Source organism: Acinetobacter sp. Tol 5 (genome assembly GCF_019702905.1).
GTDB lineage: Bacteria > Pseudomonadota > Gammaproteobacteria > Pseudomonadales > Moraxellaceae > Acinetobacter > Acinetobacter bereziniae.
Genome location: NZ_AP024708.1, coordinates 2,729,858 through 2,744,237 on the forward strand (window position 1 = coordinate 2,729,858; position 14,380 = coordinate 2,744,237).

A 14,380-nucleotide genomic window follows, 5' to 3' on the forward strand; every position below is an offset into this window, starting at 1 on the left:
CAAATCAGTCCAACTTTATCATAGCACAGCAAAGCGACGGATTTTATGTAAAAATACAATGCTCAAATCAGTTTCTCATTCATATAGCGCCAATAACGTTTGGGAACATATTGAATATGAAGTTTGATATTTTTACGTGCCGAAATATTGACACTATTAAAATAGTCTTTCCAAAGTTGGTCATAAAGAATTTCATCGTCATCCAGTTCAATACTAAAATCCTGACTGGTCCCCTTAGCAATATTTTGATCAATCTCAAATACATTCATACTGACTTGATGAATATTTTTTAAGTCATAATAAATGCCAAAATTCCGCAACTCATCATAAATGAGCCAACGTTGATCTTGATATCTTGCTTTGAAGTGCCTTTCAATCAATGGAAGAACATTGAAATCAGGACGTACCAAACTTAAAAATAATTCATCTTTACACTTTTTGAAACGGACAAAAGCCTCCATACGGTGCTTCTCACGCCCCACTTGTTTCGCCCATTTAGAAACTGCAAGCACATCTGCATGACCATAATCAGCATCGACACGTCGATGTGATGAAAACACGTAGATACTCAAATTAAATAAATGTTGAAATGCACTTTCCTGCTCAGATAAAAAAGTATAATAAAAATTACGCAATGTATTAGATGAAACCTTTTGCTTAAATGCCTTCCACACGCGATCAGCGTGAATTTCATTAGACTCAACAAAAATCGTTTCATCCAATAAACTGGATTGAAGACTATTTTGGCTGGCTATCAAGACATCCAGCTCTTTAAACTGAAATGCACGAAACACACAGCATAATAAGCCAGTCATCGTTCCATCAAAAATATACTTTGCCATTTAAAATAAAAGGTCCAACTGTGGTGAAAGTTGTTGCGTATATTTTGATTGACCAGTTTGTAATATTTGGTGACGAATCTGACTCGGTAATTGATCCTTTACAAAGGCAGGCGTATCAGCACAACGGATAAAATGGACAGCACGATTATATGCAATACCCATTTTCTTAATTTGATCGATATGAATCTTCCCAAAACGTCGAGCCTGAATAATTTTTTTGGCTGAACGTACACCGATACCAGGTACGCGCAATATCATACGATACTCAGCACGATTGATGTCTACAGGAAATTGCTCAGGATGTCGTAATGCCCAACTCAGTTTGGGGTCGATATCCAAATCTAAATTCGGATGTTTTTCATTGACAATTTCTGTTGCCTCAAAACCATAGAAGCGCATTAACCAATCGGACTGATACAGACGATTCTCACGTAATAGTGGCGGTGCAGAACCAACAACAGGCAATGCTTTTTCTTGATCATTGATTGGAATATATCCTGAAAAATAGACCCGTTTAAGTTTAAATTCTTTATAGTGATGATCTGCCATGAGAATGATATCTTGGTCTGTTTCATTGTGTGCTCCCACAACCATCTGTGTGGTTTGCCCTGCCGGCACAAACTTAGGCACAGACTTTATAATTTTTCTCTCATCTTTAAACTGAATTAATCGATCTCGTACAATGCCTAAATCTTTTTGTACCTCATCATGCGTTTTTTCTGGTGCAAACTTTTTTAGCCCTTCTTCGGTCGGCATTTCCAAGTTAATACTCATACGATCAACATAAAGCCCAGCTTCATGAATGATTTCTTGTGACGCACCTGGAATGGTTTTAAGGTGAATATAGCCATTAAAATTTTCTTCTAGGCGTAGTTTTTTCACCACCTGCAACATACGTTCCATGGTGTAATCAGCAGATTTAAAAATTCCTGAACTTAAAAATAGCCCTTCAATATAATTTCTTCGGTAAAAATTAATGGTTAAATCCACGACTTCTTGCACAGTAAATGCCGCTCTTTTGACATCATTTGAGCGCCTAGAAACACAATAAGAGCAGTCAAAAATACATACATTGGAAAATAAGATTTTAAGTAAGGAAACACATCGCCCGTCTTCGGTATAGCTATGACAAATACCAGAACCAGTATTTCCAAGCCCTTTATCTTTGTTTTTACGTTGACTTCCACTGGACGAGCATGACACATCATACTTTGCAGCATCTGCCAAAATTTGCAATTTTTCTCTGATACGTTCTGTCATGACTTAAACTCAATTTTACCAATGAATTTTAGTCATTATATAAACTCTTAAGGCTGTAAAATATTGATCCAATGATCATCACGACATGAGCTGACGTATAAATTATAATCCATTATTTTTACAGTAAATTATCAAGTAAAACTTCTAAATGAAAACTAGAAATATACGATGAATTTAAAACATTTAAACATTGCCCATTCATGTTGATGGGCAAGCCTCAATAGTAAAGTCAATGTTCTTCTAAGCTTGTGCTGAAAGTGGCAGTCCGAAGATTCGATCAAATGACCAGTTAAAAATAAATGTATAAATAGGAATAATGACAATCAATGCTGCATCCAACAGGAATGCATCAAGAAAACTGATTTTCATCCACCACGCAATCAAGGGGATTAAAAATACAATTAAGGTCAGTTGGAAGCCAATAGCATGAACAATACGACGTTTTACCGTACGTTGACGTGAAAGCTGACGTTTTTCCCAAGCCTCAAAAATAAGGTTATAAATAAAATTCCAACTCACAGCAATGGTCGTAATAAAAATCGCCAATGGACCCGTATGACTCAATTGAGTCCCTGAAAGTAATGCAAGACCTAAAGATGAAATTGTCAATCCGATGATTTCATAACTACTCACATAAATCACTCGACGTTTAAACCCTTGCATATATCAATCTCAATTTTTGAAGAAAGGCTATTTTAATTTCAGTTATAATAATAGATAAAGATAATAGCTTTCAGTTGAGCTGATACCAAACTATGAATTTCACCAGTGAAAATATTGAATTGTTTGTCAAAGTCATTGATACAGGTTCTTTTTCAGCTGCCGCTCGTGCCCTAAATAGGGTTCCATCAGCAGTAAGCATGGGAATCGCCAATATTGAGGCTGAATTAGGCTTACAACTCTTTGAAAGAACACCAAGAAAAGTCATTCCAACAGCAACTGCACTGGCATTAGCTCCACAAGCTCGCATAATTTCTGAACAATTAAAACAACTCAGTAAACATGCTTATGAACTTTCTTTAGGTCTAGAAAGCATATTAAAAATAGGTGTGGTATCGGATGTAAATAATCAGAAGCTTTTGCGTGCAATTGATCAACTCGCCTGCAAATATCCTTTATTAAATATTGAAATCATTACTGCGCCCCAAGATGATATTTTACATTTATTGTACTCTGAGCAAATCAGTATCTGTTTGGCAGGTTCTGGGCAAAATATTAAAATACAAGAACATTTGCAATTGGTTAGTTTGGAAACCGTCGTTGCAACTATTTCTGCTCAACATGATTTAATCACTCACTACAACCACCCTATTTATATCGAAGATCTGATCAATATTCGTCAAATTATTGTGGCGAGTACCGATTTAGATATTACTGACTTAAGACCAGTAATTGGTGCATCTTACTGGAGGACCAATAATCTACAAACAGCTATTGATATGGTTGAAGCAGGTTTAGGATGGGGAAACTTTCCATATTCACTGGTCAAACCATATATTGAGGAGGGGCGTTTAATTCAAATTAATTTTAAAAATACTTATAACCAACTTTCTGTCCCGATTTATTTGATTTGGCTAAAAGATAAAGCACTCCCTAAAGCTACTCGAGAACTGATCGAATTGATCAGACAAAGTTTAGATCAGGATAGCTGCCATAATGCTTAAATTTAACGATCAAATATAGCTTTAAATAAAGTTGAGAAGTTTCTAAATTTCATCCTTCAATTACATGACTTGTAAGTAAATTTACAATACATAATCCACATTTATCCATCATTAGGTATATTGATTGAATGATCAAAACAGATAAGGCTTTGTTATGAATAATAAATTAAGGGTATTTACCTTAGTCAGTGGAATTGCGTTACTTAGTGTTGCTGCACTCGCTCATTCAGAGCATGAAAAAATCCCAACAGCTAAAGATATCAATCTAAATAAATACTTGGGGCAATGGCATGAAATCGCTCGCAAACCCCTCTATTTTCAGAAAAAATGTGATTATAACGTAACTGCTCATTATTCATTAAATGAAAATGGAAGCATTAGAGTGGATAATACTTGTTATAGTCAAGATGGAAAACTTCAGCAATCGATTGGGGTCGCTAAAGTACAAAATGCACCTGTAAATTCAAAATTAAAAGTTACATTTTTACCGAAAGCTTTACGTTGGTTACCTGTAGGACGCGGTGATTATTGGATTCTAAAAATTGATGAAGACTATCAAGTGGCTTTAGTCGGAACACCTAACAAAAAGTATCTTTGGTTACTCAGCCGTTCTCAAAAACTAGATCCTGTAGTTGTTGAAGAATATTTAAATTATGCACAACACTTAGGCTATGACTTAAAAGATTTAATTTACACCAAGCAAAAATAGTAAAGACTTGGAAAATTTATAAAGGCATGCTTGTTAAAACGGCGAATGAACAAAATTTCAAGCATCGAATTTTTATTCATTCAGCATCAGACTCGATTTTTTGCTTGAATACAATCAGTCTGACCATAAAAAATTTGACTTGGCATGCTCAGGACTTACAATACGCCTTTTAGATTTCCAGTATTACCAAAATCATGTCAAACGATCAAATCGAAGCACAAATTGTTGACTTAGACAATTTGCAAGAACACCGCGAAATTGTGACGTTTATGCGCAGATCGTCGCCGCTCAATACTTCACAACGTACTGCACTTGAGCAACATCGTGAGTTAATTTTGGAATACCCTGTTGGCGACTTGCGACAGCATTTTGAACATCCGGAACGCCCACTGACTGTAGAAATTGGTTTTGGTATGGGGCGTTCTTTAGTGTTGATGGCAAAAGCCAATCCTGAGCGTAACTTCGTTGGAATTGAAGTTCATGTTCCCGGTATTGCGCAGTGCGTTTATGAAGCAGGCATGGCAGAAGTCAAAAATCTTCGTGTTTTAGATGCAGATGCAATTCAAGTGCTTCGTGAAATGCCTGATAATAGTATCAATACTGTTCAGCTTTATTTTCCAGATCCATGGCAGAAAAAACGTCATTTCAAACGTCGTTTTGTGTCACATGATCGTATGCCATTGGTGGAAGAAAAACTTGAAATTGGTGGTACTTTTCATGCTGCAACAGACTGGGAACCGTATGCTGAATGGATGCTTGATGTCTTGGATAATCGCCCCCGCCTAGAAAATCTTGCGGGGAAAGGCAACAGTTATCCTCGTCCAGAATGGCGCCCACAAACTAAGTTTGAACGCCGTGGAATTGAATCAGGTCATAAAATCAATGACTTTATTTTCAAAAAAATCAACTAAATCAGAATTTCTTCGCCATCAAAAAAGCTGTAACAATCGTTACAGCTTTTTTTACGTCTTTTTACATCGTCAAGCTCGATACGGACTTGAATTTCGGGCTCAACACATTGTTCTGTAGTTTTGTTTGCATGTATTCAGCATATACAGACAATTTTTCATAAATGTGCTCAGAATAAAACATATCTTCAACTAAATTTTGCGCTCGATAATTATCATAAAGCCCTAATAAAGTTAAAATCCTCGCATTCATTTCAGAGAATTCTCGGCATAATGCCATATGCGTAGTATCTTTATATTTAAAAAGCAGTTGTTGCATATTTAAGTCATCTGCTTGGTATTGAAATGAGCTCTGTAGTTGATGATCCTGTGGGCGAATCAGAAAAATTCTAATTCTGAAATAACGCTCAATTTCATATAGTCCCTGGATGTCGATTGGATAATCTGTAATTAAAAAAATGGTCTGTATTTCAGACAATGTCAGCGCGTTGAACATCTCAAAACAAATAAAGTCCTGCTCGATTAATGCTTGATCCTGAAAATCAAGACGTAACTTTAAGCTTTCTAGGACAGTTTCATCTTTTTCAGTTAAATTTATGGTTTTTTCAATTTGATAATAAGGCTTGAGTAGACTTTGAAGTTGGTCTGTTAGTGGCGAGGTGTACAAAACGGTTTGATTTAAATTTGCCAAAATAAACGGCGCAAACAAATAGGCAAAATCTGTTTGTTTGGTGGTCATTTCAGATTGGATAATCAATATATGTCTTTTTTCAGAAAACTCACGCAAAACTTTGGCACGTAATAATGTTGCTTCAAAGTTAACAAATTTCTGATTTAAATGATTGATCACCGTCGTTGAACAAGCATGATCAGATAAAAACTGCGTAAGCACATTCAACTGAGCTGTCATAAACATTTCTCTAACTCACTCTCTACCACCTCAAGTAACAGTATTCTGAAAACAAATCATAAATAAATATAGCCACAAATATTTATAAAAAATATATAACAGATAGAGCTGAAACGATGTGATCTGTTATAGTTATTTCACAACTTGTCTTGAATAATGTCATGTATAAATCCGAACAACTGGCACATAGTCTTAAAGTATTGATTGAAAATGGGACATGGAAAGCACATGAAAAACTCCCTTCACTTCGACAGCAAGTTGAACAATCTGGACTCAGCCTAATTACCGTCATGAATGCTTATCAAGAACTTGAAGCGCAGGGTTTGATTTATTCAAAAGAAAAGTCTGGTTATTTTGTCGTTGAGCAAACTTCTCAACACAACCTACCAGTACATGTCGTCAATGAAACGATAGAAATCAACTCAGTGGTATTTAAATATTTAAAATCGATACAATCTGAAAATATCATCCCATTGGGTTCCGCATTTCCAAATAGCCAATTGTTATATTCAGCCAAGCTTATTCAATCACTAGGACAACTTGCAAAGCAACGGCGCAGTTATGAACAAACACCCAGTTTACCGCCAGGAAATTATCAACTGCGTAAAACTATTGCACAAAAATATGCCATGCAAGGTATCCCAACTGATCCCTCGGATATTGTGATGACTTCTGGTGGATTAGATGCCTTAAATCTTTCATTACAAGCGCTAACGCATGCTGGAGATTACATTTTATTGCAAGAAACCATGTTTTATGGCGCATGGCAAGCAGCTGAACGTCTCGGTTTAAAAGTGATTACCATTCCTGAACATGCTGAGCATGGTATTGATTTGGAGGCTTTTGAACAAGCTATTCTTAAATATCCCATCAAAGTTTGTATGATGATGTTGAATAGTCAAAACCCCATTGGTTTCACTGTAAGTGATGAGATTAAACTCAAGCTCGCCAAACTTCTGCATACTCATCAAATTTATCTCATTGAAGATGATGTCTATGAAGAACTCTACTATGGTCAAAAAAAACCGCTCCCAATGAAATATTTTGATCAGCAAAACTGGGTTCTACACTGCTCGTCTTTCTCTAAAACTTTGGGGGCAGGTTTTAGAATAGGTTGGGTCTATGCAGGAAAATTTTCTGAACATATTCAACACACTCAATTAATGAGTACACTTTCAGTCAATTCATTTATTCAAAATGCCTTGGTCGAATATTTATCTCATCGCCATTATGAAAAACATCTAAAAACTTTACGCTCAACTTTACAACGTTATAAAAAGCAATACTTTAATTATCTCAAAGCCCATTTACCTGCACAATGTCATGTGAACTATTATCCTTCAGGGTATTTTTTATGGATTGAACTACCCGCACGAGTCAATAGCAATGATGTCTATCATCAAATGTTGGAGAAAGGCGTCAGTATTACACCGAGTAATTTATTTAATATCACAAACCAACAAAATAATTTTATTCGAATCAATTGCTCTTTTGAATTAAATGAAACATTTATTCAAGCACTTAATCATTTAATTACGATCATTGAAGCAGCACTAAAAGACTAATTTTTATAACAGATGAAAAGTTTCGCAGCTCATCTGTTATATTTTTTTTCTAATTTTTTGTATCTACGCGATATCAAGTTATGTCGTCATAATTCAATCATATTAAGCAGAAAGAGATTTTGCGATGAATGATGACAAAAGCCCTAAAAAACCACAATATGCGGATAGTTCTATTTCGGACAAAGCCTTTAAACGAATGATTATCTGGTTTTTTATCTACTGTAGCCTATTTTGCATCGGAGTCATCGTCACCATTGGTGCAGATCACGCTGCTATCATTAAATGATGAGCCATTTTAGTAATCAAGTTACAGCAAACACTCACTTTACTCCAGTGAGTGTTTTTTTTGTATTTGTTGACTAAGTAAGCTATAGACACAGCTTAGATCCAGACGTCCTTGTTGTTCCAACATATTTTGATGCATTTTTAAAACGTTCCTATCACCCCGCATTGCAGGTCCTGTTTGCATGGCTACGGGATCATTCTGGGTCGCTTTATGTGCGGTTTCTAAAATCAGCGGATACAACAAGTTAAAATCAACATGTTGCGCATCAACCACTTGTTTTGCCATGTCATAACAATAATTACTAAAGTTACATGCAAATACGGCTGCCAAATGTAAACTCAAACGTTGTGCTGAAGTATAGTGATAGATACGCTCACTTAGGCTATTGGCTAACCCTGTCAGTATTGCCAAATCCTCAGATAATTCAGTTTCAATGAATAAAGGTGTCGTTTTCCACTCAACATTACGATCAAAACTAAATGTTTGTAAGGGATAAAAAACCCCTGATTTTTGATGAAACTCGGTCAAAACTTTCAAATTGGTACTACCAGAAGTATGTACAATCAGAACTTCAGTCAGCTGAGAATGAACAGATTGAATCACTTGTGAAATGGCTTGATCACTGACAGCAATCACCAATAGATCAATTTTAGGATCAATATGCACTAGCCGTTCTATCGCTTGTGCATTTACTTGAGATGCTAATGTTTCTGCGTGGATTAAATCACGACTATAAATCTGTACAATATCATGTTGTTCTGACAATTTTCGTGCTAAATGAGTCGCAACACGACCTGAACCAATGAAACTAATACGCATAGCAACATCTTAAATTTAAATTGGCTTACAGCATGCCAATAAAAAAGGGATGAATCAATTCATCCCTTTCTTTATATTTCAGAAAAATGATCTGAATATATTTAGTTTAATTTAACGCGTTATTGAGATAAATAATACGTTCAGCAGTTCGCTTATTAAAACATTTGGTATATTGCATTTCTTTATTTTGTTGAGACATCGCATCATCCCAATATTGGCGTTGTTGCTGATAGGTTTCAACTTCACTTTCAGGCAGTTCACTATAACTTTTTTGTGAAATCACTTTACAGTCTACATCACGCTTTTCAAACCACTCTGCTTGATCTTGCTTGAGTTGTGCCTTCGCTTCTTCCGTTAAACTGTCCCAAGTTTGATTTAAACGATCAACTTGTTTGGCTTTTTCTTCATCAAGCTCTTTTTTACGGATATCCATGGCTTTCTGTGCAAGCTCAGTCTGTGCCGCATTTTCGATCTGATTTTCTTGCTGACGTTCACGTATATCTTTATTTTCTTTAATATAAGCAGCATATTGCACAGCTTTGACAGACACAAAACTGACACCTTGAATAATTGCATCTTGATTTAACACATCCAGCGTTAAACCATCTTGATCTGTTTTAACCACATTATAATTAAATTTGCCTTTTAGCTGATCATTACCGAGCACCAGTTTAGACTCGCCTGCTTCAATATATTCTCGAAGTGTACGATAACCTTCACCTTCACATTCTTCGCTACGGCAATCTTGACCATATTCAGCATAGGCATTTTCAGCACGCTGTTGTAAGCCTTTAGGAAATTGTACAACCAGCTGACTTTCGCACTCTAACTGATTGGTTTTGGTAGAATCATTACTAAGAGTGCGTACATTTTTGACTTCAAATTTCAGACCATTATTGATTTTTTGCAATAATGCTTGGTCTGCTTCATAACCTGAATTGGCAATATTGTCTGAAACTTGACGTAAATATTCATCTTTTAAAAATTTCTGAATTTGATCAATATTGCTTTGGTTGGTACAACTCCACTCAGCAAGTGCGGTATTGTTCTCATCTTTTTTCTTTTTAAAATAATCACATCCTGACAATAGCAAAGAACTTGAAAGGGCTGTAATTATAAGTAAAGGGCTAAAGGATTTATTCATTGTTTATCCAATCATCTTTTTATCTGCGCCATTTAAACAAAATTTGATGCGATTTTCGAGCAAAAAATAAAAAAGCTTCTTTGTCCAGAAGCTTTTTTATTCATTTCATTATAATGAGAATCTTAAGGTGTGGTTGCACCCACCACTTCAAACTCAATGCGACGATTTTTAAATTGCCCTTCTTTCGTCGAATTATCTGCAATCGGGTTATCCTGACCATGCCCTTCCGCAGTAAGCTGAGAACTATGAACTCCCTTTTCAACCAAATAAGCGACAACGGATTTCGCTCGTTTTTCTGATAAGGTTTTATTTGAGGCTGCATTCCCGACATTATCAGTAAAACCTTTGACCACAAGTTTTGCATCAGGCAGTTGTTTTAACAAACTCGCTGCTTTATCCAAAATGGCTTTATTGGCATCAGGAATACCTGTAGAACCAGTTGCAAAGTTAATCACCTGAAGGTTTAAAGCTGCGGCAATATCATTGACATTCGCAGAGTCTACTTGAATATTTGACAATGCTTGATCAGCTTGTGAATTACTTGTATCGACATTTGTTGTCGCATCCGATGTAGCGAGATTCGCAGTTGATTGGTTTGCTGTAATATTTACATTTGGAATAATACCTTTTAATTCATCAGCCAATTTTTGTGCTTGAGCCAAATCTGGGGCTTGAATGGTAAATTGATCCCCCATCCATGCCAATGAAATATTCGGAATTCCTTTAATTTTTGTTAAAACTTGATTGATTGCATTTTGATCTGGCAAGTCACCTGCATAAGCTGTATTGGCTGTAATTTGACACTGATCTGCTTGACCAAACACAGAGGCAACAGCACCTTTTAATTGATCCAACAAAGTTTGGCTACTGGATTGTGCTTGGCAATTTGCCAGCTTACCCTGAGCATCAGTAGAAAGCTGAAATTCAGCAGCTTGTAAATCTACAACAGCCTGTGAAGCTGAGCTTCCTGTTGTAGATTCGCCAACTACAGCAGGTTTACTGCTACATTGCTTGAACAATAATGCAGCTAAACCTGCAATCACCAATAAAGCAATGATGGGCAACAGCCAATTTGATTTCTTTGGCTCATCTTGAACTGGGTTTGAGTTAAGCGGTGGAACAGGTGTAGGCGTGACAATTTCAACGGGTGCAGGAGCAACAGGCTCAACAGGTGGTATGACCGTTTCCGCAACAGGCACAGCTTCTGCATTGGAAGCGAAACCTAAGCCTCCAACGCTAAGCCCAAGTGCTGTAAATAAGCCCCCAGCCCATGCAGGCAACGCAGCCTGAATATTCCCCCACTGCGACTTAATCAAATCGAAAATTTCATGTTTATTGTCTGAGCCTGCCTGATCTGCAAGCAAAGATAATGTGGGAGAAATAGCATGATTTAATGTGTTTTCAATGTCTTGTGCCGGTGCATCCCCCCGAACCAGATCAAGAAATTGGCTTACCGTTTCTGGACGATAACTAAAAATGTCAGCGAGCCGTGGATTCAGATTTTGCTGAAGTGTACTAATCAGTTCAGGTTTGGATTTAAAAATAGTAAGAAGGATGGGAAAAAAAGCGCTTAACGCACCGATTTTTTCATCTTGAAACTGTTGATCATGTTGTAAAACTTTTGTTGTCACTTGTTGTTTTAAAAGCTCAATAATATTCATAATTCTGGACACTCCTATATCATTGTTGTGTTTGTCGCATTAGAATCACTTATTGATCGTTTTTTATTCTAGTGGTTAATTTTTGATATTTATAATATCTTTTTGTAGCAATAAATGTTTTATATCTATAAAAAAAGCCAGCTTATGCTGGCTTTTTAAACTCAATAGAAGTGAACACTTTCCTATATTAAGCGATAAACGTCGCTACAACTTTACCCAACATTTTTTGATTAATTAGTGGTGTATTTTTCCCATTTGAATAAATGCTGTCTTTGCCCACTGTCCATTCCATGTCTGGATCAACCAATGCCCAACCTGATTCTTTCACCCAACGTTCAGTCATGTTGGCAACTTTTGCAGGTGCAGCTGTCACTTTTTCAACCCATTCTAAAGGTTCAAATAAACCTTCACGAACCAATTGAACACCAAAAGACACATAGGTATCAAATGCACTGATACCGGGTAAAGTTTCAGCAAATGGTGCTAATTTAGCCGAGCCACTTAAAGGTTCATGATGCGTACAAATCGCATCAATAATGCCCTCTTTTACTCCCTTACGAAGTAATTCCTTATCTTGTTCAGCACGTAAAGGTGGGCGTACATGCGCAAGCGAATTAAAACCATCAATCAATTGATCAGTTAAATGCAGTTGGTGCATGGCAACATCCGCTGTGACTGGCAAACCTTTCTGCTTTGCGATTTTGATCAAATCGACAGATGCGCCACTCGAAAGTAAGCCAAAATGCGCTTTAACGCCTGTGGCTTCAATCATTAATAAATATTTTGCAATAGCGATTGTCTCTGCAAGCGCAGGAATCATTGGCAAACCTTGACGTGAGGCAACAAAACCTTCGTGTACACATCCGTCTTTGGCAATTTGATGCTCTTCAGGATAGAACACAACGGTCATATCCAAACCCGCGGCATACTCCAGTGTACGAAGTACCACATCATCATTTTCAAAGGTCGCATAGGCATTTGAAACAGCTGTACAGCCACCCTTTTTCAACCCCGCCATATTGGCAGGCTGTTTTCCGTTTAAACCTTGTGTTTGTGCGCCAATCACCTGTAAGTGGATACCGCCATCCAACATGGCTTTTTCAACCAAACCATGAATTAAAGCGCCGTTATCTTGCACAATCGGTTGAGAGTCAGGTGGCGTGAACACATGTAAAATGCCATTTTCACGAGCAGCTTTACCTTCTGACTTTAGTGTTCCATGCTGTTGTTGACCTGGCTCACGTAAACGCGCGCAAAGATCCACCATAGTCGGCATCAACCACTTCCCTTGCCCATCAATGCTTTCGACAACGTCATTCGAGGACTCTACAAGTTTTCCATCTTTCAGATAAACAGTTTGTACGCGGTCAGTTTTATTGATGGGGTCTAAGACACGTACATTTTCAATTTTTACAATACTCATGACTTTATCCTCTACCTTAAACTGCAATCGCGTCTAATAAACCTTTTTCCTGCAACTGACCTTGCATTGCCAGTGCCAAAACAGCCATACGAACTGCAATACCGTTGGTCACTTGATGAAGAATCACCGATTGATCCCCATCCGCAATGCTAGAATCAATTTCTACACCACGATTCATAGGTCCAGGATGCATCACGATACAATCTGGTTTTGCCAAAGCAAGGCGTTCTTTGTTCAAACCATACATTTTGTAAAACTCAGCTTGTGAAGACAACGCGGGTGAATCAATACGTTCATTTTGAATACGTAAGGTAATGATCACATCGCAATCTTTAACCCCTTCATCCATTTTATTGAATAGACGTACACCTTCACCATATTCATCAAAACCATGAGGCAATAATGTGTTTGGGGCAATAACACGGATATCTTTACAGCCGAGCGTTTGTAAAGCAGCAATGTCTGAACGAGCGACACGAGAATGTTTAATATCGCCAATAATTGCGAGGCTAATATCTTCAAAATTCTTTTTAGTTTCACGGCGAATAGTCAACATATCCAACATTGCTTGAGTTGGATGTGCATGACGTCCATCACCTGCATTGATAATAGCAACATGAGGACATACAGTTTCTGCGATAAAGTGAGCAGCACCTGAAGAAGAATGACGCACCACGAAAATATCGGCTGCCATTGCTTCTAAATTCCAAAGTGTGTCACGTAATGTTTCACCTTTTGAAGTACTTGAACGTGCAATATCAATATTCAGTACATTGGCTGACAAGCGCTTTGCAGCAGCTTCAAAAGTGGTACGGGTACGAGTTGAGTTTTCAAAAAACAGATTCATCACTGTACGACCTTCTAAAAGCGGTGTCGTTATCAGTTGATTTTGATCATTTATAAAAGAATGGGCTGTATCTAGAATTTTAGTGAGGGTATCTTTAGAAAGACCTTCGATGGTCAGGAAATGCTTTAAGTTTCCATCATTATTGAGTTGAATCTGGCTCGGTGTATGCAATGCCGCCAAGTGCATGAGAGATTCCTTAGAGGTTAAGTTAACGTATTATACAGATTTTCCTTTTCTTTGGCAGACGAAGTTTTGGGCAAATAACGCTAAAAATATTGATCAAATTTTAAATTTGATCAATTTCAAATCAGACTGCTTCACATTCATTTGCAATAGCTTTTG

Annotated in this window: 13 protein-coding genes; 4 read left to right on the forward strand and 9 right to left on the reverse strand. The window is 37.0% G+C overall.

Annotation, left to right across the window (positions count from 1 at the left end):
- Positions 1-62: 62 nt before the first annotated feature.
- The 3 genes from TOL5_RS12735 to TOL5_RS12745 form a co-directional block, all read right to left on the reverse strand.
- A complete protein-coding gene (locus tag TOL5_RS12735; RefSeq protein WP_004831122.1) occupies positions 63-842 on the reverse strand; it encodes a TIGR03915 family putative DNA repair protein in 780 nt (259 codons plus the stop codon).
- Positions 843-2,102, reverse strand: a complete 1,260-nt coding sequence (locus TOL5_RS12740; RefSeq protein WP_049044248.1) for a putative DNA modification/repair radical SAM protein — start codon at positions 2,100-2,102, stop codon at positions 843-845. It lies immediately after the preceding gene.
- 240 nt (positions 2,103-2,342) lie between these two features.
- A complete protein-coding gene (locus tag TOL5_RS12745) occupies positions 2,343-2,765 on the reverse strand; it encodes a PACE efflux transporter (protein WP_009583960.1) in 423 nt (140 codons plus the stop codon).
- Between the two features lie 92 nt (positions 2,766-2,857).
- On the opposite strand from TOL5_RS12745, the gene TOL5_RS12750 reads away from it, so the two are divergent.
- The 3 genes from TOL5_RS12750 to trmB all read left to right on the forward strand — a co-directional run bounded on the left by TOL5_RS12750 (position 2,858) and on the right by trmB (position 5,386).
- Positions 2,858-3,766, forward strand: a complete 909-nt coding sequence (locus TOL5_RS12750; protein ID WP_004831125.1) for a LysR family transcriptional regulator — start codon at positions 2,858-2,860, stop codon at positions 3,764-3,766.
- A 154-nt stretch (positions 3,767-3,920) separates the two neighbouring features.
- Entirely contained in the window at positions 3,921-4,475 is a 555-nt protein-coding gene (locus tag TOL5_RS12755) for a lipocalin family protein (protein ID WP_004831126.1), read from the forward strand.
- Positions 4,476-4,669: 194 nt separating this feature from the next.
- On the forward strand, positions 4,670-5,386 hold the full coding sequence (gene trmB, locus TOL5_RS12760) for a tRNA (guanosine(46)-N7)-methyltransferase TrmB (RefSeq protein ID WP_004831127.1): 717 nt from the start codon (positions 4,670-4,672) through the stop codon (positions 5,384-5,386).
- Between the two features lie 61 nt (positions 5,387-5,447).
- On the opposite strand, the gene TOL5_RS12765 is transcribed toward trmB, so the two are convergent.
- Positions 5,448-6,293, reverse strand: a complete 846-nt coding sequence (locus tag TOL5_RS12765; RefSeq protein WP_228740287.1) for a hypothetical protein — start codon at positions 6,291-6,293, stop codon at positions 5,448-5,450.
- A gap of 161 nt (positions 6,294-6,454) precedes the next feature.
- Here TOL5_RS12765 and TOL5_RS12770 point away from each other — a divergent pair, with 161 nt between their 5' ends.
- A complete protein-coding gene (locus tag TOL5_RS12770) occupies positions 6,455-7,858 on the forward strand; it encodes a PLP-dependent aminotransferase family protein (protein WP_005029448.1) in 1,404 nt (467 codons plus the stop codon).
- A gap of 325 nt (positions 7,859-8,183) precedes the next feature.
- On the opposite strand, the gene TOL5_RS12775 is transcribed toward TOL5_RS12770, so the two are convergent.
- From TOL5_RS12775 to TOL5_RS12795, 5 genes are all read right to left on the reverse strand, one after another.
- Complete coding sequence (locus tag TOL5_RS12775; RefSeq protein WP_221260387.1) at positions 8,184-8,963, reverse strand: Rossmann-like and DUF2520 domain-containing protein; 780 nt, start codon at positions 8,961-8,963, stop codon at positions 8,184-8,186.
- A 106-nt stretch (positions 8,964-9,069) separates the two neighbouring features.
- Complete coding sequence (locus tag TOL5_RS12780) at positions 9,070-10,107, reverse strand: hypothetical protein (protein ID WP_042089586.1); 1,038 nt, start codon at positions 10,105-10,107, stop codon at positions 9,070-9,072.
- Positions 10,108-10,229: 122 nt separating this feature from the next.
- Positions 10,230-11,768, reverse strand: a complete 1,539-nt coding sequence (locus tag TOL5_RS12785) for an OmpA family protein (RefSeq protein ID WP_221260388.1) — start codon at positions 11,766-11,768, stop codon at positions 10,230-10,232.
- 187 nt (positions 11,769-11,955) lie between these two features.
- The gene (locus TOL5_RS12790) at positions 11,956-13,191 is read right to left on the reverse strand and encodes a dihydroorotase (RefSeq protein WP_221260389.1); all 1,236 of its coding nucleotides are present in this window, start codon (positions 13,189-13,191) and stop codon (positions 11,956-11,958) included.
- 16 nt (positions 13,192-13,207) lie between these two features.
- A complete protein-coding gene (locus tag TOL5_RS12795) occupies positions 13,208-14,224 on the reverse strand; it encodes an aspartate carbamoyltransferase catalytic subunit (protein WP_221260390.1) in 1,017 nt (338 codons plus the stop codon).
- Positions 14,225-14,380: the final 156 nt, after the last annotated feature.

Coding starts and splice junctions, on each gene's coding strand:
- TOL5_RS12740 (WP_049044248.1), bottom strand. CDS start 2,102: ATGACAGAACGTATCAGAGAAAAATTGCAAATTTTGGCAGATGCTGCA.
- TOL5_RS12745 (WP_009583960.1), bottom strand. CDS start 2,765: ATGCAAGGGTTTAAACGTCGAGTGATTTATGTGAGTAGTTATGAAATC.
- TOL5_RS12780 (WP_042089586.1), bottom strand. CDS start 10,107: ATGAATAAATCCTTTAGCCCTTTACTTATAATTACAGCCCTTTCAAGT.
- TOL5_RS12785 (WP_221260388.1), bottom strand. CDS start 11,768: ATGAATATTATTGAGCTTTTAAAACAACAAGTGACAACAAAAGTTTTA.
- TOL5_RS12735 (WP_004831122.1), bottom strand. CDS start 842: ATGGCAAAGTATATTTTTGATGGAACGATGACTGGCTTATTATGCTGT.
- TOL5_RS12755 (WP_004831126.1), top strand. CDS start 3,921: ATGAATAATAAATTAAGGGTATTTACCTTAGTCAGTGGAATTGCGTTA.
- trmB (WP_004831127.1), top strand. CDS start 4,670: ATGTCAAACGATCAAATCGAAGCACAAATTGTTGACTTAGACAATTTG.
- TOL5_RS12790 (WP_221260389.1), bottom strand. CDS start 13,191: ATGAGTATTGTAAAAATTGAAAATGTACGTGTCTTAGACCCCATCAAT.
- TOL5_RS12795 (WP_221260390.1), bottom strand. CDS start 14,224: ATGCACTTGGCGGCATTGCATACACCGAGCCAGATTCAACTCAATAAT.
- TOL5_RS12765 (WP_228740287.1), bottom strand. CDS start 6,293: ATGACAGCTCAGTTGAATGTGCTTACGCAGTTTTTATCTGATCATGCT.
- TOL5_RS12750 (WP_004831125.1), top strand. CDS start 2,858: ATGAATTTCACCAGTGAAAATATTGAATTGTTTGTCAAAGTCATTGAT.
- TOL5_RS12775 (WP_221260387.1), bottom strand. CDS start 8,963: ATGCGTATTAGTTTCATTGGTTCAGGTCGTGTTGCGACTCATTTAGCA.
- TOL5_RS12770 (WP_005029448.1), top strand. CDS start 6,455: ATGTATAAATCCGAACAACTGGCACATAGTCTTAAAGTATTGATTGAA.